Below are 25417 nucleotides of genomic sequence, written 5' to 3'. Positions count from 1 at the left end.
GGTGGCCGCCCCCGGGGGAGAACCCTGGCCGGGGCCGCGTTGGCTCTCCAACGGCAGCCGCTCGGGCCCGGTCACCAAAGGCGGCGTCTCCTCCGGCGGGGCGACCCTGGGCGTGAAGCCGTCGCAGGTCCGCTTCGGTAGCCGGCTGGGGTGACGGGTTCCTCCACGAGCCACCGGCGGACGAACGGCGCCGACGCCACCACGAACAGGGCGAAGACGGCGATCCGTTGGAGCCCGGGCTCGGCGAGGAGGCCACTGTCACGGAGGCCGTATGCGGCGTACAGGTTGGCAGCCAGATCGGTCACCATGACGCCGCACGCGAGATCGAGGCCGATCCGCTTGCCGCGGAGCAGCAGCACGGCGGCGAGCGGATCGAGGACGGCGAGCGACGACCAGTAGAGGTTGAGCCAGCCGGGGGCCCACCCGTAGGGCCACAGGCCGTGGCGTACGAGATCGACGACGCGCGCGACGCCGCCCACGAGGATCAGCACGGCCGCGATCACCCAGACCACCACCACCGCCGACCGGGGCGTACGTCTGCGACTCGTCCATCCGCTCACGTCGGGCACCGTTCCACGCCCGGCTTCAGCATCGCAGCCCGACGACACCCCAACCGCGCAGCTCGGCTTGGCCGATGACGTCGCCCCACCCCTGGAGCAGCCCGACGAATGTGTCGAAGTCGTTGATCCGTCCGAAGTCGGTTCGGGCGTGCTGGTCGAACGGGCCTCGCAGCAAGCCCAGTTCAGGGCCGATGGCATCCCAGAGACGCTTCAGCGAGGAAACAGCCGCAGGTCGACACCACAACAGATGGTCCGAGGGCGCAGAGGGCTCGTCCACCGACATGAGCGCCGATGCCTCCTGGGCGTCCTCCCGATCAGGCATGTACTCAAGCCCACCCCAGAAGAGAGGATCGGCGAACCGGTCCACGGCCGAGCGCAGCCCCGGCTCGGCGAACGACCGGATCTCCTCCCACCGCTCACCCGCCCAGAAGTGATCCTTGTACGAGCACCCGACGTCCCCGAAGTCGAACTTCCCGAACCAGCCCAAGGCCGGGGGAGAGGGCCAGAACCACTGAGGCCCGGCGGACAGCGGACGGTCCGGCCCGGCGTCCCACTCTTCCTCGTCCACCGAGGTTCCGGCCTCGTGCAGCATCGCGTAGTGCTGATCCTCCGGTACCGCCATGAGGTGATCCCAGTCGACGATCAGTACGTCAATGCATATGCCCATGACGATAGAGGGTAGAAGGCCGGCGGCACCGATCGCGGCCCTTGGGAGACCAGGTCCGTCGGCTCAGGCGGGGAACTCGCCGAGCCAGGTGCGCTGGAGGAGGTGTTTGGGGAGGTAGTCGGATTCGATGTCGAGTGGGAATTCGGCGTCGTATGCGAGGCAGGCGATGGCGAGGGGACCGAGGGCGATGCTGCCGATGTCTGTGGCGCGGTCCTCGTTGAGGGTCCAGTAGGTCTTGTGGAGTTTGAGGGTGTCTGCGAGGGCGGGGGTGAAGCCGTCGCGGTCGTTTCGGACGTAGTGGTAGAAGAGGTTGATCGGCGGGTAGAGCACGGCCTGGAGCAGGTCTTGTGGTGCGATGCGGACGATTGCGGGGTCGGATGCCTCGATGGTGGCGATGAGCTTGTCCGCGAGGTCGGGCCGGCGGAGCCACCAGCTCTGGAGGGTTTCGCCCCAGTGATGGATGCACTCGTCGTAGGAGCCCTCGGTGAGCGCAGCCGTTCCAGGGGGATCTTGCTGAGCTGAGTCATGCGTTCCTGGTCACGGCAGATGACGGCCAGCCAGAACGCGGACAGCCAGGTACCAGCATCAGCGCGTTGAGCGCCTCCTCCAGCTCACCGGCATGCCCCACACCCCCGTACGCACCACAAAGCCGACCTACCCCCGGCGGGCGCGCGTCCAGTCGTGGTTCTCGCGTACGACGGTGAATCCGGCCGATCTGTAGAGCGCGGCCGCCGCTGTGTTCCTGGCCGGAGTCAGGACGGCCACCGCGCTCGCGCCCAGGTCGGCGAGCGCCGCGCAGGTGCCCAGTACGGCGTCGCGGCCGTAGCCGTGGCCCCGGTGGTCCGGGTGGGTGCCGACCGGTTCGAGCAGTCCGCACCGGCCCGCACCCGCGAACCAGCCGGTCGCGGCGGCGGCGGGGTCCCCGGCCGGTGTGCGGACGAGCCGCTCCACGGCCAGGTGGCCCGCCGGGGACCCCTTCATCGCGCGCCAGCGGTCGATGCCGAACGTGGATCCCTCGAAGGCGGACCGGTGCACCAGCACCCGGTCCGCCGCTTCGGCCTCGCCGACCGCTTCGGCGCGGCCCGACACAGGCCCCGGGGTCCAGGACCGAACGAGCCAGGGCTCCTCCCGGTCCGGTTCCCAGCCGGGCACGGGCAGGCCGTCGCACCAGTCGTTGCCGGGTACGAGCAGATCCTCGGCGTCCGCCGCGAGCGCCCCGAGGTCGGCGCCGGGCGCGGTGGTCACCCGCAGTACGGGGCCGTCGAGGAAGCCCACCGCGACAGGCGATGCGGAGTCGCTCCGGGGGTCGGTCCAGAGGTGGACGGCCGCGTCGTCCAGGCGCAGAAGCCAGCCCACGTCCCCGGGGTGGAGGCCGCCGGCCGGGGCGTCGGCCGGTGTCCACGCGGACAGTTCGCGCAGCGCCGGGCCGGTGTCGGCGGGGGACAGGCGGTGCTGTACGAGTGAGGAAGCCATGGGCGGGACGGTAGCCAGTACGCGACCGGGGGCGCGAAGGGATATCGGCCGCCCGCGTTCACCCCTGCCGCAGCGCGAACCACAACTCCGCCCGTACGTCCATGTCGTCCAGGTCCATGCCCAGCAACTCCCCGCACCGCCCGATGCGTTGGCGCACCGTATTGCGGTGGACGCCCAGGGCCACCGCCGTACGGTCCCAACTGCCGTGGAGGGAGAGCCAGCAGCGCAGGGTGTCGGCCAGCGGCGCGGTGAGCGGGGCGAGGAGGGCGCGGGCGTGGGCGGCCGCCTGCTCGGGCGGTACCAGGGCGGCGAGGCCGCTCACGGGGGCGTCCACCGTCAGCGGGGCGCGGGTCGCCTGCGCGTGGGCCAGGGCGCGGGCGGCCAGCTGGTCGGCGGCGTCGAGAGCGGTGACGGGGGTGGGGGCGGACGCGCCGAGCGTCCAGCCGGGCTGTGGGGTGACCTGGGCCGGCTCCGGTCCGAGTTCTCCCGGGCGCGACCCCGAGTCCGCCGGTCCGCGCTCTCCCGGGCGCGACCCCGACATGCCGGGCGCCGGCCGTGAACCTGACGGGCCGGGTGCCGGTGCCCGTTCCGGCTCCGCTCCCGGGACGCCCGGCAGCAGCACCCGTACGGCCTCCCCGCCCCCGCGGCCGGCGTCGACCAGGGCTGTGCCCAGCGACGTGCCCAGGGCGCCGGCGGTCAGCGCGTCCGCCGGGGCGCCGTTCGTGCGGCGGGCGTGGATGACCGTCCAGGGGCCGGTGGAGCCGAGCAGCGGAGCCACCTCGGCGGGGGAGGCGCCCAGGAGCATGCGGACCAGGGCCGCCGAACGGCCCGCCGCGTCCGCGCCCTGGTGGGGGGCGGCCAGGAGGGAGAGGAGGACCGCCGCGATGCCCGCCACCGTGTGGTCGCCGGACTCCCGCCGCCGGGTCGCCAGCGCCAGGACCAGGCCCTCACCGCCGCCCAGCGCGTACGCGGCCAGGTGCGTGTCGCCGTGGGTGTCGGTGGCCGACGCCGGGGAGGCGGGACGCTCCCGGGCCACCACCCGGGCGAGGCGGGTCAGGGCGCCCGCCGCCTCCGGGGGCGGGCGGCGGCCCGCCGCGTGGACCTCCTCGCCCCGCGCCGTCAGTACGACGGCCCGGCCGCCGAGCTGCGTCGCGAGCTGGTGGAGGACCGCCGGTACGGGGTCGGGCCGGGCCGCCGCCGTCGCCAGGGCCTGCTGGGCGCGGGTCACCCGGCGCAGCTCGCGGTGGCGCGCCTCGGCCATCAGCCGCCACACCGCCCGCGCGATCGTGGTGAACGGGGTCTCGGGCGGCACCTCCAGCAGGGGCAGGCCGTACCGGTCGCACGCCTCGACCAGCGCCCGGGGCACCGTCTCGTGCACCGGCCGCACCCCGAACCCCAGCGCCGCCGCCCCCGCCTCCACCAGCCGGCCGACATAGTGGTCCGGGTCCGTCAGCAGCACCCCGGCGCTCAGCAGCAGCTCGCCGCCGAGCAGATACGGATACGGGTCGGCCATCTCCGAGGTGTGCACCCAGAGAAGGTCGGCGTCGGCCGGGCCCGCGATCCGGCGCAGCCCCAGCTCCTCCCTGGCCAGAAGTTCCGACAGGGGGATGGGCGGGGTCGGCGGACCGGGCGGCGGAGTCACCTGCGTGGTGCCCGCGGGAGGGATCGGCATGGACGGTTCCTCCGTTCAACGCGTCGGGAATGGAGGAAACGTACACTTCAGCGCCAGCATTCGGCGACCTACCGTCTTCTCGCACGTACACACGTACATCTGTTCGCGCGAGACGGAGGGAAGCCCGTGGCTGTCGACTACGCCGTGATCGTCGTCTGCCTGGCCGGCATGCTCGCCAGGGGTGCTGCTGCTCCTGCTGCCGATCGCCGTCGTCAAGGCGGGCGGCTACGGCGAGAGGAAGGCCCAGCTGCCGACCGCGCACTTCGACCTGCTCGGCATCGGCGGCGAGACGATCTTCACGTGCGTGCTGATCTACACCTTCGGCATGGTCATCGGACAGGACATCTGGCAGCGCGCCTTCACCCCGCGCAGCGACACCACGGACTCCTGTGGCGGCGCGGCACGGCTGCCGGGGCGCTGTCGGCGGTGTGCGTCGGGGGCGTCGCGGTGACCGGACTGATGGCGCACTACGGGATCCTCGCCGACCAGCCGACCAGCCGACCAGCCGACCAGCCGACCAGCCGACCAGCCGATCTACTACGGGCTGCTGGCGTCGCTTGCCGTGTACGTCATCGTCTCGCTGACGACGCCGCCGACCGACGCGGCCGTGCTCGCCGCCTGGCGCGAGCGGTTGGCGGGGCGGGGCGGACCGGAGGACGAAGCCGCGGCGGAGGCCCCCGCCGAACCCAGCCCGTCCGGCGTCTGAGGACGCTCCCCGGGCCGGATTCGGGGCACGCCGGATCACCCCGCACACTGGACACCGAACGAAATCCGAAACCCGTACGAAAACGAAGGAAAGGCACACCTCCCATGAGCAGCACCGATACGCCGCGCGGCCCCATCGACTCCTCCCGCGTCCCCCGGTACGCCGGGCCCGCGACGTTCGCCCGGCTGCCCCGGCTCGACGAGGTCGGCCGCACCGACGTCGCCGTGGTCGGCGTGCCCTTCGACACCGGGGTCTCCTACCGTCCCGGCGCCCGCTTCGGCGGCAACGCGATCCGTGAGGCGTCCCGGCTGCTGCGCCCGTACAACCCGGCGCAGGACGCCTCCCCGTTCGCCCTCGCGCAGGTCGCCGACGCCGGGGACATCGCGGCGAACCCGTTCAACATCAACGAGGCCGTCGAGACCATCGAGGGCGCGGCCGACGACCTGCTGGGCACCGGCGCACGCCTGATGACCCTCGGCGGCGACCACACCATCGCCCTGCCGCTCCTGCGCTCCGTCGCCAAGAAGCACGGGCCCGTCGCCCTGCTCCACTTCGACGCGCACCTGGACACCTGGGACACCTACTTCGGCGCCGAGTACACCCACGGCACCCCGTTCCGCCGGGCCGTCGAGGAGGGCATCCTCGACACCTCCGCCCTCTCCCACGTCGGCACCCGCGGCCCGCTGTACGGCAAGCAGGACCTGACCGACGACGAGAAGATGGGCTTCGGCATCGTCACCTCCGCCGACGTCATGCGGCGCGGTGTCGACGAGATCGCCGACCAGCTGCGCCAGCGCATCGGCGACCGGCCCCTCTACATCTCCATCGACATCGACGTCCTGGACCCGGCGCACGCCCCCGGCACCGGCACCCCCGAGGCCGGCGGCCTCACCTCCCGCGAGCTGCTGGAGATCCTGCGCGGGCTGGCCTCCTGCCACCTGGTCTCCGCCGACCTGGTCGAGGTCGCCCCCGCGTACGACCACGCCGAGATCACCTCCGTGGCCGCCTCGCACGCCGCGTACGAGCTGACGACGATCATGTCCCGCCAGATCGCGGCGGCGAAGGAAACCACGGAGGCCAAGTGAGCCACGACCATGACGACCGGCCGCGGCTCACCGCCGCCCAGGCGGCCGCCGCACTGAATCCGCCGCCCGGCCGCAACGGCGGCGACCTCGTCGTCGAGTCCCTTCAGGGCCTCGGCGCGACCACCGTCTTCGGGCTGCCCGGCCAGCACGCTCTCGGCATGTTCGACGCGCTGCGCCGCTCCTCCCTCTCGTACGTCGGACTCCGCGTCGAGAACAACGCGGGCTTCGCCGCCGACGCGTACGGCCGGATCACCGGTGAGGTGGCGCCGCTGCTGCTCTCCACCGGGCCCGGCGCGCTCACCTCGCTCGCCGCGCTCCAGGAGGCGGCCGCCGCCTCCGCGCCCGTCCTCGCCGTCTCCAGCCAGATCCCCACGGCGGGACTCGGCGGCGGGCGGCACGGCTACCTCCACGAGCTGCGTGACCAGCAGTCCTCCGTCCGCGACATCGTGAAGTCCGTCCACACCGTGCGTTCCGCCTCGCAGATCCCCTCCGCGATCGCCGCCGCCTGGGAGTCCGCGCTGACCGCCCCGCACGGGCCGGTCTGGGTGGAGATCCCGCAGGACGTGCTGCTGGCGGAGACCACGCTGCCGGTCGTCAGCGCCATGGACGCCACCCCGCGCGAGCTCCACCCGCGCCCCGAGCTGACGATCGCCGCGGCGCACCTGCTGTCGAACGCCGAGCGCCCGGTGATCATCGCGGGCGGCGGAGTCGTCCGTTCCGACGCCTCCGGCAAGCTCCTCGCGCTGGCCGAGAAGACCGACACCCCGGTCGTCACCACCTTCGGCGGCAAGGGCGCATTCCCCTGGGAGCACCCGCTGTCGCTGCGCTCCTGGCTGGAGGACCGGCACACCACCGACTTCCTGGAGGACGCGGACGTCCTGCTCGTCGTCGGCTCGGGCCTCGGCGAACTCTCCTCGAACTACCACACCTTCCGCCCGCGCGGCCGGGTGATCCAGATCGAGGCCGACGCCGGGAAGCTGGAGTCCAACCACCCCGCCCTCGGCATCCACTCCGACGCCCGCGAGGCGCTGGCCGACCTTCTGGAGGCCGTCGAGCCCCGCGAGGACGCGGGCGCCGCGGAGCGCGTACGTACGGTGCTGGAGAAGGTACGGGTCCGGATCGAGGCACAGGACCTCACCCTGGAGCAGCAGGTCCTCGCCGCCGTTCGCGAGGCACTGCCCGACACCGCGCCCAGCTTCTGGGACATGACGATCCTGGCGTACTGGGCCTGGTCCGCGTTCGACGCCCGGCGGCCCAACACCATGCACTCCGCCCAGGGCGCGGGCGGCCTCGGCTACGGCTTCCCGGCGGCCATCGGCGCGGCCGCCGCCGACCCGACGAAGCCCGTGCTCGCGGTCTCCGGCGACGGTGGCGCGATGTACTCCATCGCGGAGCTGGCCACCGCCCGCCAGTACGACCTGCCGCTGACCTGGCTGATCGTCGACGACGGCGGCTACGGCATCCTGCGCGAATACATGACGGGCGCCTTCGGCGAGGCCACCGCCACCGAGCTGTCCCGCCCGGACTTCGTCGCGCTCGCCGAGTCCTTCGGCGTACCGGCCGTCCGTACGACACCGGAGTCGCTCGCCGCCGACCTGGGCAAGGCACTGGCGGCCCCGGGGCCGTCCGTGGTCGTGCTTCCGGCGCTGCTGCGGATGTTCGAGCCGACGCATCTGTAGGCGGCGTGTCCGGGGCAGGGGTAGCCGGCACCGCGTGCGGGCTACCCCTGGGCCGCCTGCGGGGTTCGGCCGTCGACGGCTTGCGACTCCTCAGGTCGGGAGGCCCGTCCCGCCGCTTCCGGTGCGTCACCGTCGAGGTCGGTGAACGTCACACGGATGCTGCTTCCGAACAGCTCCATCCGGAACATCGCTTCCATGGCACGGGCCAGCCGTGCCAGCAGCGGCACGGTGGGGACCGTGCCGCCGAGCTCCAGCTTCGAGACCTGCGGCTGCGTCATGCCGGCGCGCCGGGCCAGCTCGGTCTGTGAGATGCCGAGGCCGACCCGCCGGTCGTACACGGCTTGTCCGAGGTCGAACGCGAGAGAGATCTCCTCGCGCCGCCGCTCCACCTCGGGGTCCTCGGCGATCCCCTGGGCGACCTTCTCGTCGCGGGCGAACTTCCAGCGTGCGTGGCTGACCATTACCGCTTCTCCTTCTCCTCGTCGGCTGTACGCGTGTACACATCGTGAGCCGGTTGGTGCTGGGTCTCGCAGAGCACCTTGGCGCGCTTGGCGCGGGCGACCTCGGCTGTCTCCCGCTGCCGGGTCTTGCGGAAGACGGTAAGCAGAACGATCCGGCGATCCGGTGCGAGCCAATAGGGAATCCGGGTCGCGAACCCCCGCCGGCCCAGGCTGAACCGCAGCTCGCGGACGCCGTCGCCGAGGTGCCGGGAATACGGCTCCCCGAGCGTCGTGGGGCGCTCCCGCAACAGGTCGGCGACGTGCTCGACCACGAGAAAGTCGTTGTACGGCAGGTTCATCAGCCACAGCCGAACCTCGGGTTCGATCTCGATCACATAGGGCGTATCCATATATCGGAACGTATAGATGCTCCAGTGTATGACGCCTGTCTTCTTGGTGCCGTCACCCGGAAGAGTGGTTCACTCCAAACGGTTGTCGTTGCCCCTGCCCCCGTTCCCGCGTCTGCTTCCTCATCCGCCCGCCGCCGCGGCGGAATTTTCGCGGAGGGATGAAATCCGCTCCCCCTGATGTTGGTGCCTTCCGGTAGAGCAGGTCCGTGATCCGGGCGACCGGACACGGACATACGGGGTGAGAGGGAGGCAACGCGTGACGGGCGCAGAGCAACAGGGGTGGAGCCGGCGGCTGACCGGGTACGCGTGGCGGTACCGGCGCAACGTCGTGCTCGCGCTCGGCTCGTCGCTCGCCGGCATGGCCGTCATGGCCCTCGTGCCGCTCATCACCAAGGTCATCATCGACGACGTGGTCATCGGCCACACCCGCTCCCTCACCGTCTGGACCGGGCTGCTCATCGGCGCGGCCGTCCTCGTCTACATAGCCACCTACATCCGCCGGTACTACGGCGGCCGGCTCGCCCTGGACGTCCAGCACGATCTGCGTACGGACATGTACGCGACGATCACCCGGCTCGACGGGAAACGTCAGGACGAGCTGTCCACCGGGCAGGTCGTCGGCCGGGCCACCAGTGACCTCCAGCTGATCCAGGGGCTGCTGTTCATGCTCCCGATGACCATCGGGAACATGCTGCTCTTCCTCATCTCCCTGGTGATCATGGCGTGGCTCTCACTGCCCCTGACCCTCGTCGCCCTCGCCGTCGCCCCCGCCCTCTGGTTCATCGCCCGCCGCTCCCGCACCCGCCTCTTCCCCGCCACCTGGTACGCCCAGAGCCAGGCCGCCGCCGTCGCCGGAGTCGTCGACGGGGCCGTCTCCGGGGTCCGGGTCGTCAAGGGCTTCGGCCAGGAGGACCAGGAGACCGGCAAGCTCCGCGAGGTCGGGCGCCGGCTGTTCGCCGGGCGGCTGCGCACCATCCGGCTGAACTCCCGCTACACCCCCGCCCTCCAGTCCGTGCCCGCCCTCGGTCAGGTCGCCATGCTCGCCCTCGGCGGCTGGCTGGCGACCCGGGGCGAGATCACCCTCGGCACGTTCGTCGCCTTCTCCACCTATCTCGCCCAGCTCGTCGGCCCGGTCCGGATGCTCGCCATGGTCCTCACCGTCGGCCAGCAGGCACGGGCCGGCGTGGAACGCGTCCTGGAGCTCATCGACACCGAACCCTCCCTGCGGGACGGCACCAAGGAGCTGCCCGCCGACGCCCCGGCCGGCATCGAGTTCGACGACGTCCGCTTCGGCTATGACGACGCCCGCCCGGTCCTCGACGGGTTCTCGCTCACCGTCGCACCCGGCGAGACCGTCGCCGTCGTCGGCGCGTCCGGCAGTGGCAAGTCCACCGTCTCGCTCCTGCTGCCCCGTTTCTACGACGTGACCCACGGGGCCGTCCTGATCGGTGGCCACGACGTCCGCGAGCTCACCCAGGCGTCCCTGCGCTCCGCCATCGGGCTCGTCCCCGAGGACAGCTTCCTGTTCTCCGACACGGTCCGCGCCAACATCGCCTACGGCCTCCCCGACGCCACCCAGGAACAGATCGAACAGGCCGCCCGCGCCGCCCAGGCCCACGGGTTCATCTCCGACCTGCCCAAGGGCTACGACACCACCGTCGGCGAGCACGGGCTCACCCTCTCCGGGGGCCAGCGCCAGCGCGTCGCCCTCGCCCGCGCCATCCTCACCGACCCCCGGCTCCTCCTCCTCGACGACGCGACCTCCGCCGTCGACGCCCGCGTCGAGCACGAGATCCACGAGGCCCTCAGACAGGTGATGGCGGGCCGCACCACCCTGCTCATCGCCCACCGCCGCTCCACCCTCCTGCTCGCCGACCGGATCGCCGTCCTGGACGGCGGGAAGCTCGTCGCCATCGGCACCCACCAGGAGCTGGAGCGCACCTCCGCGCTCTACCGCCGCCTGCTCACCGACCCCGACGGGCTCGGCGGCACCTCGCCCGGCCACCGGCCGCCGCGTACCGGGGCGGACCTGGCGGACGACCGCGCCCTCCAGGAGGAGCTGGACGCCGAGTTCGACGCGGAGCGCGGCATCACCCCCGAGCTGTGGATCCGCAAGGAGGAGGAGCGGGACACCACGGTCGAAGGCATGCCCGCGACGCCCGAACTGCTCGCCCAGGTCGAGGCCCTGCCACCCGCCACGGACACCCCCGAGGTCGACGAGGCCGCCGCCGTGCGGGCGGAGGAGTCCTACGGGCTGCGCCGGCTGCTGCGCGGCTTCGGCCCGGCCCTTCTGATCAGCCTCGGGCTCGTCGCCGTCGACGCCGGCATGGGCCTGCTGCTGCCGGTCCTGATCCGGCACGGCATCGACGAGGGCGTCTCCCAGGTCTCGATCGGCGCGGTGTGGGCGGCCTCCGCGATCGCCCTGGCCGTCGTGCTCGTCCAGTGGGCCGCCCAGATCGGCGAGACCCGGATGACCGGCAGGACCGGCGAGCGGGTGCTCTACTCGCTCCGCCTGAAGATCTTCGCCCAGCTCCAGCGCCTCGGCCTCGACTACTACGAGCGCGAGCTGACCGGCCGGATCATGACCCGGATGACGACGGACGTGGACGCGCTCTCCACGTTCCTCCAGACCGGGCTCGTCACCGCGTTCGTCTCCGTGGTCACCTTCTTCGGCATCATGGTCGCGCTGCTCGTCCTGGACCTCCAGCTCGCCCTGGTCGTCTTCGCCACCCTGCCCGTGCTGATCATCGGCACCGTCTTCTTCCGGCGCAGCAGCGTCAAGGCGTACGAACTGGCCCGGACCCGGATCAGCGCCGTCAACGCCGACCTCCAGGAGTCCGTCTCCGGCCTCCGCATCGTCCAGGTCTTCGGTCGCGAGCACGACGGGGCCGCCCGCTTCGCCGAGCACAGCGACCACTACCGCCAGGCCCGGGTACGCGGCCAGTGGCTGATCTCCGTCTACTTCCCGTTCGTCCAGCTGCTGGCCTCCGTCGCCGCCGCAGCCGTCATGATCGTCGGCGCGGGCCGGATCGACAACGGCACGCTGACCACCGGAGCCCTGGTCGCCTACCTCCTCTACATCGAGCTGTTCTTCGCCCCCGTACAGCAGCTCTCCCAGGTCTTCGACGGCTACCAGCAGGCCACCGTCTCCCTGGGCCGCATCCAGGAGCTGCTGCGCGAGCCGACCTCCACCGCCGAACCGGACGAACCGCTCGACGTGCCGTCGCTGCGCGGCGAGATCGCGTTCGAGGACGTCTCCTTCGCGTACGGCTCCGACGAGGAGGCCCTCACCGGGGTCGACCTGCTCATCCCGGCCGGCCAGACCGTGGCGTTCGTCGGGGAGACGGGGGCCGGGAAGTCGACCCTGGTCAAACTCGTCGCCCGGTACTACGACCCCACGGGCGGCCGGGTCACCGCCGACGGCGCCGATCTGCGCACCCTCGACACGACCGCCTACCGGCACCGCCTCGGCGTCGTCCCGCAGGAGGCGTACCTCTTCGCCGGCACGGTCCGCGACGCCATCGCCTACGGGCTGCCCGACGCCACCGACGCCCGGGTGGAGGCCGCGGCCCGCGCGGTCGGCGCGCACGAGATGATCGCCACGCTGGAGGGCGGGTATCTCCACGAGGTCGCCGAGCGCGGCCGTAACCTCTCCGCCGGACAGCGTCAGCTCATCGCGCTGGCCCGTGCCGAGCTCGTCGACCCGGACGTCCTGCTCCTGGACGAGGCCACCGCAGCCCTGGACCTCGCCACCGAGGCCCTGGTCAACCAGGCCACCGACCGCCTCACCGGCCGCCGCACCACACTGGTGGTGGCCCACCGGCTGACCACCGCCGCCCGCGCCGACCGTGTCGTGGTCATGGACCAGGGGCGCGTCGTCGAGGACGGCACGCACGACGAGCTGCTCGCCAAGGACGGCCGGTACGCCCGGCTGTGGCGCACCTTCATCGGCGAGGGCATAGGGGAGGACGAGCCCGCGGGCGTCTGAGGATCCCCGCGTTCCCCACTCCCCGCACGGGCGGTGCAACCTCCCGCGGGTCCGCTGCGTCGTAGCCAGGGACGCGGGGGTGTGTACAGACGTCAGGTGGGGGCGAACATGTTCGAGGAAACTGCGGTACCGGCCGGGCCGAAGGCGCCGGCGAGACGCCGGCGGCCGTTCCTGGTCCGTCTCCTCGTCCTGCCCCTGCTGGCCGGACTCGTCCCCCTGCTCGGCGCCACCGCCACCGCACAGGCCGCCACCGCCTGCACCGGCCGCCCGGCGAAGACGGTCGGGTTCTCCACGGGGGAGCTGCGTGTCTACAAGAGCCGCGCCCACGTCTGCGCGGTGACCGTCGCGAAGAAGCCCGGCAAGCGGCGGACGATGAGCGTCACGCTCCAGCCGCGCGGCGGACGTACGGTCTCCGACAAGGGCTCGTACACGAGACTGGCCGGGCCGGTCACGGTCAACGCGCTGAACCGCTGCGTCCGCGCCACCGGCGCGATCGGCAAGAAGTCCGTCTCCACCGGATGGATCCTCTGCTGACCTTCCCCTGACGTTCCTTTCCCGGGCCTTCCTCTGACAATTCCCCGGCATTCCCCCGGCGTTCCCTGATGAAGCGGACAACCGGGTCTGGCGTGGCGTGTGTTGCCCCGATAAGTTCACGGCGACTGTTGTGAATCAAGGGGAGGGTGCATGCGCAAGGCGCTCACAGGGGTTCTCTCGCTCGCCGTGCTCATAGGCACGGTCGGAGTCACGGGGGCCTCGGCCGGTGCGGCCACCGCCGTGGAGCCGGCCGCGAAGCGGAGCAGCGGCGCTGCCGGAGGCAGCGAAGCGAGCAGCAAGGACATCAAGGACCGCATCCTGGCCATCCCGGGCATGAGTCTGATCGAGGAGAAGCCTTATGCGGGTTACCGCTACTTCGTCCTCAACTACACCCAGCCGGTGGACCACCGGCGCCCGTACAAGGGCACGTTCCAGCAGCGCCTGACCCTGCTGCACAAGGACGTGAGCCGCCCGACGGTCTTCTTCACCAGCGGCTACCACGTCTCCACGAACCCCAGCCGCAGCGAGCCGACGCAGATCATCGACGGCAACCAGGTCTCGCTGGAGTACCGCTACTTCACCCCGTCCCGTCCGGCCCCGGCCGACTGGTCCAAGCTGGACATCTGGCAGGCCGCCAGCGACCAGCACCGGGTGTTCACGGCGCTGAAGAAGATCTACGACAAGAAGTGGCTGGCCACCGGCGGGTCCAAGGGCGGTATGACCGCCACGTACTTCGAGCGCTTCTACCCGAAGGACATGGACGGCGTCGTCGCCTACGTCGCGCCCAACGACGTCGTGAACAAGGCGGACTCGGCGTACGACCGGTTCTTCCGCAACGTCGGCACCAAGGAGTGCCGCGACAAGCTGGCAGGCGTGCAGCGCGAGGCGCTGATCCGCCGGGCCCCGCTCCAGAAGAAGTACAAGGAGCAGGCCGCCGCCAACGGCTGGACCTTCAACACCGTCGGCTCCCTCGACCGCGCCTACGAGGCCACGGTGATGGACTACGTGTGGGCGTTCTGGCAGTACAGCCTGCTCGCCGACTGCGCGGACATCCCGGCCGACGCCAAGAAGGCCACCGACGACGACATCTGGAACTCCGTCGACTCCATCTCCGGCTTCTCCTTCTACGTGGACCAGGGCCTGGAGCCGTACACCCCGTACTACTACCAGGCGGGCACCCAGCTCGGTTCGCCGAACATCAAGCAGCCCTGGCTCGGCAAGCTGAGCCGCTACGGCTACCAGCCCCCGCGCAACTTCGTGCCCCGCTCCATCCCGATGAAGTTCGACCGGGGCGCGATGCGGGACATCGACCGCTGGGTCAAGCGCAACGCCCGGCAGATGATGTACGTCAACGGCGAGAACGACCCGTGGAGCGCGGAGCCGTTCCGCCTCGGGCGCGGCGCGAAGGACAGCGCCGTCTACACCGTCCCCGGCGGCAACCACGGCGCACGGGTCTCCGGTCTCGTCGAAGAGGAGAGGGCGAAGGCCACCGCCGCGATCCTGCGCTGGGCGGGCGTCGCCCCGGCGGCCGTCGAGGCGGACCCGGCCAAGGCCAAGCCGCTGGCGAAGTTCGACACCAGGCTGGACCAGCGCAACGGTGAGATCGAGCGCGACGGGGCCACGCTGCGCCCGTAGCGGTCGCACACGGTCGTCACAGCGGCGCCTCACGTGGCTGTGCCCGCCGGTCACCTTCCCGGTGACCGGCGGGCGCGGCCCACCGGGCTGTCCGCGCACAGCGGGGTTTCTTCACGGACGAACAGGCCCGTGGTGTCCCGGCAACCGCCGACGCCGGGCCGTCCGGTCGCCGCAGGGCCAGGGGTTCGAGGGCTCAAGGGCTCAAGGGCTGTCCCGTGATTCCCGGCGGGACGGCCCTTGGTACGACAGCCCGTGGCCGACCGGATACAGCACCCGCGTCGGGTCGTCCGCACGTTGCACGGGAACCGGGAGGGTGCCCTCCGGATCGGCGCGGCCCGCGATCACCCGGGCGGCGGCGCGCAGTTCGACATCCGTCCAGGAGTACGTGGCGAGGCTCGCCGCGACTTCGGCACCGGTGAGGTGGGCGATGTCGTAGGGGTTGCGGACGGCGACGGTGATCACCGGGACGCCGGTCGCCACCAGGGCCGTGACGAGGGTGCGCTGCGGGCTGCTCGCCGTGACGTTGTACGTCGCCACGACCACCGCGTCCCTGCCCTCGGCGGCGGCGACCGCCTCGGCGATCCTCGCCTGGTTCGGAGCCGTGCCGGTGGACAACGCCCTTGCTGTGAAGCCCAGTTCTGCGAAGGCGTTCGCCAGTGTGCTGGTCGGCGGGCCCGTCGTCCCGGAGGGCGACGCCGGATCGGCGCCCACCACCAGCAGCTCGCGGTGGGTGCGGCGGGAGAGCGGCAGCAGCCTGCCCGGGTCGGCGAGCAGGGTCGTCGTGCGCTCGGCGATCCTGTCGGCGGCGGCCCGGTGGACGCGGCTGCCGACCGTGCGATCGACGCCCCGGTGGCTGACGAACGGGTGCCGGAACAGGCCCAGTCCGCTCTTCAGCCGCAGGATCCGCAGGATCGATTCCTCGATCCTCGCCTCGCTGATCTCGCCGCCCCGCACCGCCTCCAGCACGGCGTTCCAGGCGACCGAGAGGTTCGGCGGGTTCAGCAGCTGGTCCGCGCCCGCCAGCAGCGCGAGGACCGGCACGCGGTCGTCGCCGTACTTCGTGCGTACCCCTTGCATGCCGAGCGAGTCGGTGACCACCACTCCGTCGTAGCCCAGCTCCTCGCGGAGGATGCCGGTGAGGATCGGCCGGGAGAGCGTGGCCGGGTCCTCGGACGGGTCGAGTGCGGGGACCACGATGTGCGCGGTCATGATCGAGTCGATACGGGCCCGGATCGCGGCGCGGAACGGCGGGGCGTCCAGCTCCTCCCACTGCGCGCGGGTGTGGCTGATGACGGGCAGCCCGGTGTGGCTGTCGGTGCTGGTGTCGCCGTGTCCGGGGAAGTGCTTGGCGGTCGAGGCGATGCCCGCGCCCTGAGCGCCCTTCACCTGCTCCGCGACCAGGCAGGCGACCGCCTCGGGGTCGGAGCCGAAGGACCGTACGCCGATGACCGGGTTGGCCGGGTTGACGTTCACGTCGGCGTCCGGGGCGTAGTTCTGGTTGATGCCGAGCGCGGCCAGTTCGGCGCCCGCGATCCGGGCGGCCCGGCGGGTGTCGGAGCGCGAGCCGCCCGCGCCCAGGGCCATCGCGCCCGGCAGCAGCGTGGCGGGTTCGCCGACCCGGCAGACGATGCCGTGTTCCTGGTCGGTGGAGACGAGCAGCGGCAGCCGGGAGCGCCCGGCGAGCGCGGCGCGCTGGAGACCGTTGGAGAGGTCGGCGATCTGGTGCGGGTCGCGGGTGTTGTGCGCCCAGGTGAAGTAGATGATGCCGCCGACGTGGTACGTGGAGATCAGCTCGGCGGCGGTACGGACCCCGATCTCGGCGAGGTTCGCGTCGATGTCGGCCTGGTCGGGGTCGGTGGCGGAGTGCCCGTAGACCCGCATCACGAAGAGCTGGCCGACCTTCTCCTCCAGGCTCATCCCGGCGATGATCCGCCGCAGCCGGCGGTCGGTGTGGGCGTCCGTGGGGTGCGCGGATGCCGCGGAGGGGGCGGCGAGGGCGCCGGTGGCCGCCGCTGCCGTGGCGGCCGCGGTGGCGGTGAGGAGGGTGCGTCTTGAGGTGCGGTGGGGCACGTGAGCTCCTTCCCGGGGTGAAAGAAACTTCCAGGGAAGTACGCTTATAGGGAAAGTAACTTCCGGTCAAGAGTCCGGGCCGCCCACGAAGCGACCCGTACGCGAACGGGCCCCGCCCTCCGGGCCGCCACCGCCCCGCCGCCACTGCTCCGGCTACTGCTTCGGCGTCCCGAGCCGCAGCAGGTACGCACGCCCCGCGCCCAGCAGATCCGGCAGCTCCGCCGCCCCCGGGTGCCAGCGTTTCTCGTACTCCCAGCACACCCAGGTGTCCTGATCCAGCAGGTCCAGGCAGTCCGCCAGCGGAAGCACCCCGGAGCCCAGCGCCAGCGGGGTCAGGTCGTCCGCCGACGCGACGTCCTTCACCTGGACGTATCCCAGGTGCGGGGCGAGCGCCGCATGACTGGCGGCGGGCTTCTCACCGGCGAGCCAGGTGTGCAGCACGTCCCAGACCGCGCCGATCCGGGGGTGCCCGACCCTGGCGAGGACCCGGGCGGCGTCGAGGCCCGCGCGGTGCGAGTCGTGGGTCTCCAGCAGGATGCTCACACCCATGTCGGCGGCGGCCGGGGCGACGGCCCCGAGCCGCCGGGCGGCCGCCGCGTCAGCCTCCGCCCGGTCCTGGTCGCCGCCGCCGGGGAAGACCCGGACGTAGGACGCGCCGAGATCCCGGGCCAGCTTCACCAGCTCGGCCAGTTCCGCCAGGACCGGTTCGTCGTCGTCCTCCGAGGCCGCCCTCACATACCCGGCGAGGGCCAGGATCTCCACCCCGCCGGCCGTGAACGCCTCGACCACATCGGCCCGTTCCAGCGACGAGAGCCCCAGGTGCACGGGCTCCTCGGGGTGGACGCGCAGCTCCACCCCCCGGTAGCCGTTTCCGGCGGCGAGCCGGACGACCTCGGCGACCGGCGTTCCCGGCACCCCGAGGGTGGAGAAAGCGAGCTTCATCGTGCATGTCCTTCCCATGTTGCCGACGCCCTCGTGGCCGACGCCCTGGTTGCCGACGCCCGCTGCTGCCCGCCGGGCCGGTGGCCGCTCCCGGGCTCAGGATCCTCAGCCGGAGCCCCGCAGCAGCCGCTCCAGGCTACCCAGCAGTTTCAGCGCGTCCTCGCGCCGCGCGCCCTCCAGCGCGCCTGTGCCGAACACCGCGCGGCACTCGGCCTCACGCCCCCGCTCCGGAGTGATCACCCGCAGCGCCGCGGCGGCCTGCCGGGCGAACATCGCGAGCAGGTCCAGCTCCCGGACGCCCGACCGGGCCTGCGGGGACGGATCCAGCACCTCCAGTACGCCGAGGATCCGGGCATCGCTGATGAGCGGGGCCGCCATCAGGGCGTTCGGCACGTACGCGGTCGACTCGGCCAGCGAGCGGTCGAAGGACGGATCGGTGCTCAGATCGTCCACCACCATCGGCTCGCCGGAGGTCGCCACCCACCCGGCGATCCCCCGGCCGGCCGGGAACCGGCGGCCCACGAGGAACTCCTCGCCCTGCCCGGACACGGCCTGGAAGACCAGCTCGTCCGCCTCCTCGTCGAGCAGGAAGACCGAACTGGCCTCGGCCCCGAAGATGGCACGGGCCACGTCGACGACCGACTGGAGCAGTTCACGGCGCGGCGCGTCGGCGGCGGAGAGGGCGGGCGCGGGGGCGAGGGCGGGGGAGAGGGCGGAAGCGGAATCAGTTCTCGGAGTCATCACGGGTATCTCCTGCCACAGTGGAAGGACGCGGCGCCTGACGCACATTGGCCGCGGACAGATAGAGGGCGTTCTTGAGCTGGAAGGCCGTCATCCGCGGATGCGCGGACAGGACGCGGGCGCAGAGCCCGGCGACGTACGGCGTGGCGAAGCTGTTCCCCGTGGTGCGGATCGTCCGGCCGCCCAGCCACGGCACGGTCACGTTCTGGCCCGGTCCGAAGAACTCCACCGGGGGATCCGGGTTGTACAGGTGCAGTTCGGGGTCGTCCTCCTGGTGGCTGCCGACCGAGATCACCGACGCGAACCGCCAGGGGAAGCTCTCCACCGAGGTGTTGTGGGCCGAGGCGACGATCACCGTACGGGCGAAGTAGGCGCTGTCGGCCAGGTTGTGCAGCTCCTGCGCGAACCGGGTGCGGGTCGTCGACAGGCTGAGGTTGACCACGTCGAAACGCTGCTCCACCGCCCAGCGCAGCCCGGCCATCAGGACGTCCCCGGTGCCGGCGAACCGCTCCCCGAGCACCCGCACGCTGTGGATCTCGCAGTCCGGGGCGGTCCGCCGGACGATGCCCGCGCACGCGGTGCCGTGCCCGCAGGTGTCCCCGGTGGTCGTCGGCTCGACCGTGATCTCCCCGCTCTCCCCGTCCTTGACGACCACCCAGGAGCCGGCCAGCGGGCCGATCAGCGGATGGTCCCGCTCCACGCCCGAATCCACCACGCACACGCGTACGCCGCGTCCGGTGGCGGGCGCGGCGGGGCGGCCACCCGGTGGTCCGGCGTCCGCCAGCACCGGTACGTCCCCCGGGCCGCGCCCGCGCAGACTCCAGGTCAGCCCCTGCCCCGGGGCCGTACGCGCGTCTCCTGCGGCCATATGCTCCGGTCCCGGTCCCGGTCCCGTGCGTGTCCGTCCCGAATCCGTGGTCGTCATCGGTCAGCTCCTCTCCCTCGTCGTGGCCACGAACCGGGGTGGGTGTGCGAGGAAACCGGCGACCCGGCGGGTCCCCGGCAGATGCCCCTTGCCCGTGAAGTGCGCCCCGGCCGACCGGGCCGAGGTCCCGGCCTCCGGCCACCGGCCCAGGGCGGCGAGCGTGTGGGCCCGGTCCAGCTCGGCCGTCGCCTGCACCAGCGGGGAATCGGTGAGCAGCGAGGCCCGGACCGCCCGGTCCGCGTGCCCGGCCGCCCCGTCGGGGTCCTCCCGCGCCGTCAGCCGGGCCCGCAGCCCCGCCAGGTCCACCGCGTCCGCACGGCTCAGCCCCGACGTGTCGCCGACACCCGCCAGCCGGGCGGCCGCCCGGTCCTCCCGGCCCTCGTCCAGCTCCAGCCGGGCCGCGTCCAGCGCCACCGCCGTCCGCATCCCGGCCGCCCCCGTACGCCGGGCCGCCGCGTCCGCCCGGCCGAGCAGGTCCAGCGCGGCGGCGCTCCGGCCGAGCAGCGCCTCCACCGTCGCCCGGAACACCGGCAGGAAGACCTCCGCCTCGGCGAACCCCAGCTTCCCGGCCAGCCGCTCCGCCTCGGCCAGGCAGCCGTACGCCACGTCGGGCCGGCCCTGGAGCGCGTACAGCACCGCCAGCGGGCAGTTGAGGGTGACCCGGACCGTGGGCCGGCCCGCACCGTGCGCCGCCAGCAGTGTCCGGCAGCGGATCACCGCGGCGGGCACCGGAACCGGCCCGCGCCACAGGGAGATCCCGATCGCGCCGAGCGCCCCGGCCCGCTCCGGCTCCGCCCCGGCCAGGACGGCGTGCTCCAGGGCCCGCGCCTGGTCCCGCTCCGCCTCCTCGTGCCGCCCGGACCGCTGGAACTGCTGGGCGAGCCGCAGATGGGCCCGCGCCCGGCCGGCCGAGTCCCCGGCCGCCTCGAACACCGGCAGTACGGTACGGGCCACGGCGGCGGGGCCAGGACCCGGGCCGCCCGGATCCAGCACCGCGAGCGCGAGACGGGCATGCGCGGCCTCCACCGCGTCGGACCCCGAGTCCCGTACGCGGCGCAGCAGTTCGGCCCCCTCCTCGGTGCGGCCCAGCGCCACCCGCACCTCACCGAGCCGCCGCGTCACGGCCGGATCCCCGGGGCACAGGTCCACCGCCCGTTCCAGCAGGCCGTGCGCCCAGTGCAGGTCGGACCGGGCGGCGGCCTGCGCCCCGGCCCGGCCCAGCGCGGCGGCGGCCCGGTCACGCAGCCGCCGTGCCCGGTCGTCCAGCAGCCCCAGTTCGGCGCGGTAGCGGTAGGCGCGCTCCAGATGGCCGCCCACCGCCCCGTCGCCGCCGCGCAGCACGCTGGGGAGTTCCGCCGCCCAGGCATGCCGGTCCGCCTTGGCCCGCTTGGACAGCGAGGCGTACGCGACCTCGTGCACCAGTCCGCTGCTGAACCGGTACGCCTCCTCCCCCCGGCCCCCCGGCGGCCCCGACTCCACGAGCCGACGGCGGCCCAGCACCGCCAACGCCTCCTGGACACGCCGCCGGTGCTCCTGGCCCGGTCCGGCCGGCCCGGCGGACTCGGTGAGGGGCCCGGCGGCGTGGCCCTCCGCCGCCCGTACGGACAGCTCCAGCCGGACCAGTTCCGGTGCGGTGAACTCCCGGCCGATCACGGCGGCCAGATCCACCACCCCGCGCTCCGCCCTGGCCAGGGCCCCGATGCGCGCGCCCAGCAGGGCCTGGAGCGTGGGCGGCAGATCCTCGTCGGAGGCCGGGCCCCCGGGCCGGGCGGCGGCCGCCGGGTCCGCCCGGTCGCCGACCAGGAGCTGCTCCAGGTAGAGCGGATTGCCCCCGGCCCGCGCCAGGAGCCGGTCGTCCACCGGGGCCGGCCCGCCGTCCGGACCGGCGAGACCGGCGGCGAGCCGCAGTGCTTCCTCGTGCGGCAGACCGGTGAGCTGGAGATGTCCGGACCGGGCGGGGGGTTCGCCGCCCGCGTCAGGCCCATTTGATCCGTCGGGCCCATCTGATCCGTCGGACCCACCTGACCTGTCGAATCCATCCGGCCTGTCCGACCCGTCGGATCCACCGGACCCGTCGAGTCCATCCGACCTGTCCGGCCCATCCAGCTCGTCAGCCCCATCTGGCCCATCTGGCCCATCTGGTCCGTCCGGTCGCCCGGCGCAGAGCACCAGCACCCCCGCGCACTCCGAGCCGTCCGTCAGCCGGCGCACCGTGCGGACCAGCAGCGGGGCCGCCGCGTGCCAGTCGTCCAGCACCAGGACGACCGGGCGGACCCGGGCCGCTCGCTCCAGGACCGCCGCCAGGGCCGCGCACATGTCCTCGAAGGGGGCGTTCGGCGTTCCGTCGCGCAGCAGACCCCCGGAGAGCAGGGCCATCGCGTCGTCGACCGCCAGCACACCGGCCGCGTCCTTCGCGTCGTCCGCCGGACCGGGCCCGGCCGTCACCAGGGAACGCACCGCGTCGGCCAGCGGGGCGAGGGTGCCGTGGTCCCCGTAACTGCGGCACCGCCCGGCGCCGTACGCGAGCGCGCCGGACGCCGACCGCCCCGCCAGCCACTCCCGTACCAGCCGGGTCTTGCCGATGCCCGCCTCCCCGGTGACCCGCAGCAGTCCGGCCCCGCTGCCACGCGCGGCCTGTTCCAGGGCGGCGTCCAGAGCCTGCCGCTCCGCGTCGCGGCCGACGAAGGGGACGTCGAAGCGGCGCAGCAGTTCGGGGTCGTCCGCGCCCAGTGCCAGCAGCCGGTAGGCCGCCACGCTGTCCCGCTTGCCCTTCAGCCGCAGCGGACCGGTGGGCTCGGCGCGCACCGTCGGACCGGCGGCGAGCAGGGTCCCCGGGCCGATGAGGATCTCGCCGCGGCCCGCGTTCTGCTCCAGCCGGGCGGCGATGTTGACGGTCTCCCCGGAGACCAGGGCCTGCCGGGCGGTGGTGTCCGAACCCGCCACCACCTGACCGGTGTTGACGCCGATCCGGGTGGCCAGCTCGATGCCGAGGGTGGCGTCGAGCTCCTCGTTCAGCCGGGCCAGCGCCCGGCGCATCCCGAGCGCCGCCGCCAGCGCCCGGCGGGCGTCGTCCTCACGGACCACCGGCACGCCGAACACCGCCATCACCGCGTCCCCGATGAACTTCTCCGGGGTGCCGCCCCGTGCCACGATCTCCGCGCTCATCGCCTCGAAGTACCGCAGGGTCACCCCGCGCAGCGTCTCCGGGTCGAGCACCCCGGACAGCGCGGTGGACCCGACGAGATCGCAGAACAGGACGGTCACCGGCTTGCGTTCGTCGCCGGGAGGGGCGGCGGGGGCCGGTCCGGTCCCGGTCCCGGCGGTCGCGGGAGCCCCGGCGGTCGCGCACGGTGTCCCGCAGGACGAACAGAACCGGGCGGTCGGGGGCAGGTCCTGCTGGCACGAGAGGCAGTTCATGGCGGGTCCTTCTCTCCCGGGGGCCGTGCGGTCCAGGGGCGTCGGGCGGGTTCACCAGGCGCTCGCGCCCCGGCGGGTACGGCCCCGGCGGCGGTGATCCCGACGCCGGGCCCGTACCTACCGTGATCGGTCGCCGGTCGTAGGCCGTAGGCCGTAGGGCCGTTGGGCGTCAGGCGTCGGTCAGAACAGCGCGCCCCCGGCGATCTCGCCGTGCGCCTGCACCTCGGGACCGACGGCGTCCAGCCTGCTCTTCACGTCGAGCAGCAGTGCCAGTTCCTCCGGCGTCAGCCCGCTCAGCACCTCGCGCTGTTCCTCGGTGAGCAGATCCACGGGGAAGCCCGCCTCGTACAGCGCGTCGGGCAGCGGCGGCCGTTCGCGGTTCACGGGTGGTCCGGTCATGGTGTGACTCCCATCGGTAGGACAGGTCCGGCTCCCCGCGGCGACGGCGTCGGTGCGGAGCGCCCGAGCCGGACGAACAGCCGGGTGAGCGCGTCGAGGGAGTGCAGTGCGCTGACCGCCACGGCCGCTTCCTGGTCCCGGCGGAGCGGCAGCCGGTCCAGCAGCGCGTACAGCTCGTCCAGGTGCTCCGTGTCGAGCACCGAGTGCTCCCGTACGGTCCGGAGCGCGGCGGCGGGCAGCCCGGTCAGCCGGGCGATGCGGCCGGTGAGGCCGGGGGCGGGCGCGTAACCCTCCAGTACGGCGATGTAGCCGAGCAGGGCGACCGGGTGGTGGTGCTCGATCCAGTAGTACTGGGACCCGACGAGCGAGGCGACCAGGGGAGAGGGCTGCGGACCGAGAGCGTCCTCCGGGGCGCCGCCCGCCGCCAGGAGGTCTTCCAGCAGCCAGGCGTCGTGCCCCGACTCCTCCCGGATGTGCTCCTCCAGATACACGGCGAGCGGCGCCGCCAGCGGGTCGCCCTGGGCGGCCCGGCCACGGGCGCGGTCGAGGGCCAGCGCCATCAGCGGGACGGAGGCGCGGACGACGGCGTGCATGGTGCGCAGATACGTCCGATAGCGCGGCAACAGCCCATCGGAGCGCCACATATGGTGCGTCGCGCCACGGAACTCCGGTTCCAGCAGGAGGAGTTTGGTGCGCAACCGGGCGGAGGCCCCCGCGCACGCGGGCCGTGTGTCACCGGCCGCCGTGCTCATCGGACGTCCCGCGCGCCGGGCTCAGGCGGCGGCCCGCCCGCGACGACCAGCGGTGGCCCGCCCGTGACGACCAGCGGCGCGTACGCCGCGCAGCCGTGCCGGCGCACGACGCCCTGCGCCCCCTCCCGGGAGCCGCGCACCGCGGCGGTCAGGTCCAGCAGCGCCCCGCCCGCCCCGCCCGCCACCGTGCGGGCCCCGGCCGCCGCCGCTTCGTCGCCGCCCAGTGCCCGGCAGCCGTCGCAGTAGGAACCCGCCCGGGGCCCGGAGCCGTACCGGGCGGCCAGATGCGTGGGCCCGACCGTGCGGATCATGCGCAGCACCGGGGACTCCAGCGCCCGGCGGCGCACCGTCCCCCAGTCGTCGACGCCGATGTGCCCGAGGTCCAGGTGGGCCGGTACGGGCCGGCGGTCGACGGTGTCCTGGTTGCAGCAGGCCAGCACCCTGCCGTCGAAGGCGACCACCGGCCAGGCGGCCATCGAGCACGGCGCCGCCGCCGCCGGGTCCGGGCCGGTGCGGGCGGGCCTGGCCCACGCGGCGGCCCGGCCGAACGGCCGCACCTCGTTGACCAGGCACGGGACCCGGCCGCCGAACTCCTGCTCCACCGCCCGGGTGATGTCGGCGAGATACGGATCGGACGCACCGGTCCCGGTGAGGTGGAGGCTCACGGCCACGCCCTCCTCCCGGACGAGGTGCAGGGCACGGAACACGTCGGCGCGCGGGACCTCGCGTTCGTGGTGGACGTCTAGGGAGGCGGAGAAGTGGTCGACGGAACGGATGGCGCGCAGGATCGCGGGCGGAATCACCAGGCCCCGCCGCCCCCGCCGCCCCCACCGGTTCCCGGATCCCGTGCTCCCGGACCCCGCGCTCTTGGATCCCGTGCTCTTGGATCCCGTGCTCCCGGACCGGGCGAAGAACATGCCGCTGAGCAGCGCGGTACGGGACCCGGCGCGCCGCGCCGACGCGCTCAGCCGCTCGGCGAGCGCGGGCAGCAGCAGCGGTTCCCCGCCGGTGAGCATGACGACGTCGGGCCGGTTCTCCTCGGTGAAGGAGCTGACGAAGCGTTCCAGTTGAGCGCCGTCCGGTTCCTCCCGGGTGAACAGGTCCGACCCGGTCGAGCAGTGCGCGCAGCGCAGCGGGCAGCGCCGGGTGAGGCCGAGGAGCAGGCCGGCAGCCGGGAAGGGCCGCCGTGCGACGAGTTCGGCGAGTTCCATACGGGCCGCCTCCTTCGGGGCCGGGGCGCGTCGTGCGCGTACCCAGACTGTGCCGTACCGGTTCGCGGACGGTCCGCCATCGCTTCGGCGGCGGTATGGGCCCAGGTCGGG

Annotated in this window: 19 protein-coding genes and 2 pseudogenes; 6 read left to right on the top strand and 15 right to left on the bottom strand. The window is 73.2% G+C overall.

Features of this window, described 5'->3' with window-relative positions; translation table 11 throughout:
• Window positions 1-71: 71 nt before the first annotated feature.
• The 5 genes and pseudogenes from ACGF2Y_RS16955 to ACGF2Y_RS16935 all read right to left on the bottom strand — a co-directional run bounded on the left by ACGF2Y_RS16955 (window position 72) and on the right by ACGF2Y_RS16935 (window position 4372).
• A complete protein-coding gene (locus ACGF2Y_RS16955; protein WP_392947584.1) occupies window positions 72-560 on the bottom strand; it encodes a hypothetical protein in 489 nt (162 codons plus the stop codon).
• Window positions 561-585: 25 nt separating this feature from the next.
• Entirely contained in the window at window positions 586-1227 is a 642-nt protein-coding gene (locus tag ACGF2Y_RS16950; protein WP_392947581.1) for a hypothetical protein, read from the bottom strand.
• A gap of 63 nt (window positions 1228-1290) precedes the next feature.
• Window positions 1291-1754, bottom strand: a pseudogene (locus ACGF2Y_RS16945) (immunity 49 family protein).
• A 127-nt stretch (window positions 1755-1881) separates the two neighbouring features.
• Entirely contained in the window at window positions 1882-2700 is an 819-nt protein-coding gene (locus ACGF2Y_RS16940) for a GNAT family N-acetyltransferase (protein ID WP_392947579.1), read from the bottom strand.
• 58 nt (window positions 2701-2758) lie between these two features.
• A complete protein-coding gene (locus ACGF2Y_RS16935) occupies window positions 2759-4372 on the bottom strand; it encodes a PucR family transcriptional regulator (protein WP_392947576.1) in 1614 nt (537 codons plus the stop codon).
• Between the two features lie 178 nt (window positions 4373-4550).
• On the opposite strand from ACGF2Y_RS16935, the pseudogene ACGF2Y_RS16930 reads away from it, so the two are divergent.
• From ACGF2Y_RS16930 to ACGF2Y_RS16920, 3 genes and pseudogenes are all read left to right on the top strand, one after another.
• Window positions 4551-5078: pseudogene (locus ACGF2Y_RS16930) on the top strand (hypothetical protein); the annotation flags it as partial.
• Window positions 5079-5182: 104 nt separating this feature from the next.
• Window positions 5183-6163 carry an agmatinase gene (gene speB, locus ACGF2Y_RS16925; protein ID WP_392947573.1) on the top strand — a complete coding sequence of 327 codons (981 nt, stop codon included), beginning with the start codon at window positions 5183-5185 and terminating at the stop codon, window positions 6161-6163.
• Window positions 6160-7842: a thiamine pyrophosphate-binding protein gene (locus ACGF2Y_RS16920; protein WP_392947571.1), complete on the top strand. Its 1683-nt coding sequence runs from the start codon at window positions 6160-6162 to the stop codon at window positions 7840-7842. Before speB ends, ACGF2Y_RS16920 begins: the two co-directional genes overlap by 4 nt.
• A 41-nt stretch (window positions 7843-7883) precedes the next feature.
• Here the strand turns inward: ACGF2Y_RS16920 and ACGF2Y_RS16915 are convergent, their stop codons facing one another.
• Together ACGF2Y_RS16915 and ACGF2Y_RS16910 are read right to left on the bottom strand one after the other, a co-directional pair.
• Window positions 7884-8303 (bottom strand): helix-turn-helix domain-containing protein, encoded by a 420-nt coding sequence (locus tag ACGF2Y_RS16915; protein WP_392947568.1) that lies wholly within the window; start codon window positions 8301-8303, stop codon window positions 7884-7886.
• The gene (locus ACGF2Y_RS16910) at window positions 8303-8692 is read right to left on the bottom strand and encodes a type II toxin-antitoxin system RelE/ParE family toxin (RefSeq protein WP_392947565.1); all 390 of its coding nucleotides are present in this window, start codon (window positions 8690-8692) and stop codon (window positions 8303-8305) included. Before ACGF2Y_RS16910 ends, ACGF2Y_RS16915 begins: the two co-directional genes overlap by 1 nt.
• A 256-nt stretch (window positions 8693-8948) precedes the next feature.
• Between ACGF2Y_RS16910 and ACGF2Y_RS16905 the strand changes: the two genes are divergently transcribed.
• From ACGF2Y_RS16905 to ACGF2Y_RS16895, 3 genes are all read left to right on the top strand, one after another.
• Window positions 8949-12680: an ABC transporter ATP-binding protein gene (locus ACGF2Y_RS16905; RefSeq protein WP_392947563.1), complete on the top strand. Its 3732-nt coding sequence runs from the start codon at window positions 8949-8951 to the stop codon at window positions 12678-12680.
• 108 nt (window positions 12681-12788) lie between these two features.
• Window positions 12789-13214 carry a hypothetical protein gene (locus ACGF2Y_RS16900; protein WP_392947560.1) on the top strand — a complete coding sequence of 142 codons (426 nt, stop codon included), beginning with the start codon at window positions 12789-12791 and terminating at the stop codon, window positions 13212-13214.
• A 150-nt stretch (window positions 13215-13364) separates the two neighbouring features.
• The gene (locus tag ACGF2Y_RS16895; RefSeq protein WP_392947557.1) at window positions 13365-14849 is read left to right on the top strand and encodes a S28 family serine protease; all 1485 of its coding nucleotides are present in this window, start codon (window positions 13365-13367) and stop codon (window positions 14847-14849) included.
• Window positions 14850-15050: 201 nt separating this feature from the next.
• On the opposite strand, the gene ACGF2Y_RS16890 is transcribed toward ACGF2Y_RS16895, so the two are convergent.
• From ACGF2Y_RS16890 to ACGF2Y_RS16855, 8 genes are all read right to left on the bottom strand, one after another.
• Complete coding sequence (locus ACGF2Y_RS16890; protein ID WP_392947554.1) at window positions 15051-16919, bottom strand: glycoside hydrolase family 3 protein; 1869 nt, start codon at window positions 16917-16919, stop codon at window positions 15051-15053.
• Window positions 16920-17072: 153 nt separating this feature from the next.
• Complete coding sequence (locus tag ACGF2Y_RS16885; RefSeq protein ID WP_392947551.1) at window positions 17073-17861, bottom strand: sugar phosphate isomerase/epimerase family protein; 789 nt, start codon at window positions 17859-17861, stop codon at window positions 17073-17075.
• A 105-nt stretch (window positions 17862-17966) separates the two neighbouring features.
• Window positions 17967-18602: a GAF domain-containing protein gene (locus ACGF2Y_RS16880; RefSeq protein WP_392947549.1), complete on the bottom strand. Its 636-nt coding sequence runs from the start codon at window positions 18600-18602 to the stop codon at window positions 17967-17969.
• Window positions 18586-19470 (bottom strand): S8 family serine peptidase, encoded by an 885-nt coding sequence (locus ACGF2Y_RS16875; protein ID WP_392947546.1) that lies wholly within the window; start codon window positions 19468-19470, stop codon window positions 18586-18588. The genes ACGF2Y_RS16880 and ACGF2Y_RS16875 overlap by 17 nt, the downstream gene beginning before the upstream one ends.
• Window positions 19471-19530: 60 nt before the next feature.
• On the bottom strand, window positions 19531-22944 hold the full coding sequence (locus ACGF2Y_RS16870) for an AAA family ATPase (protein WP_392947543.1): 3414 nt from the start codon (window positions 22942-22944) through the stop codon (window positions 19531-19533).
• Between the two features lie 180 nt (window positions 22945-23124).
• The gene (locus ACGF2Y_RS16865) at window positions 23125-23343 is read right to left on the bottom strand and encodes an aroma-sacti cluster domain-containing protein (RefSeq protein WP_392947541.1); all 219 of its coding nucleotides are present in this window, start codon (window positions 23341-23343) and stop codon (window positions 23125-23127) included.
• Window positions 23340-24095 (bottom strand): iron-containing redox enzyme family protein, encoded by a 756-nt coding sequence (locus ACGF2Y_RS16860; protein ID WP_392947538.1) that lies wholly within the window; start codon window positions 24093-24095, stop codon window positions 23340-23342. Before ACGF2Y_RS16860 ends, ACGF2Y_RS16865 begins: the two co-directional genes overlap by 4 nt.
• Window positions 24092-25306, bottom strand: a complete 1215-nt coding sequence (locus tag ACGF2Y_RS16855; RefSeq protein ID WP_392947535.1) for a radical SAM protein — start codon at window positions 25304-25306, stop codon at window positions 24092-24094. Before ACGF2Y_RS16855 ends, ACGF2Y_RS16860 begins: the two co-directional genes overlap by 4 nt.
• Between the last annotated feature and the right edge of the window lie 111 nt (window positions 25307-25417).

The sequence above is a fragment of the Streptomyces sp. NPDC048142 genome, assembly GCF_043202835.1.
Classification (GTDB): Bacteria; Actinomycetota; Actinomycetes; order Streptomycetales; family Streptomycetaceae; genus Streptomyces.
Note: the sequence above shows the minus strand (reverse complement) of the source record. Positions and strands in the feature narration are given on the sequence as shown.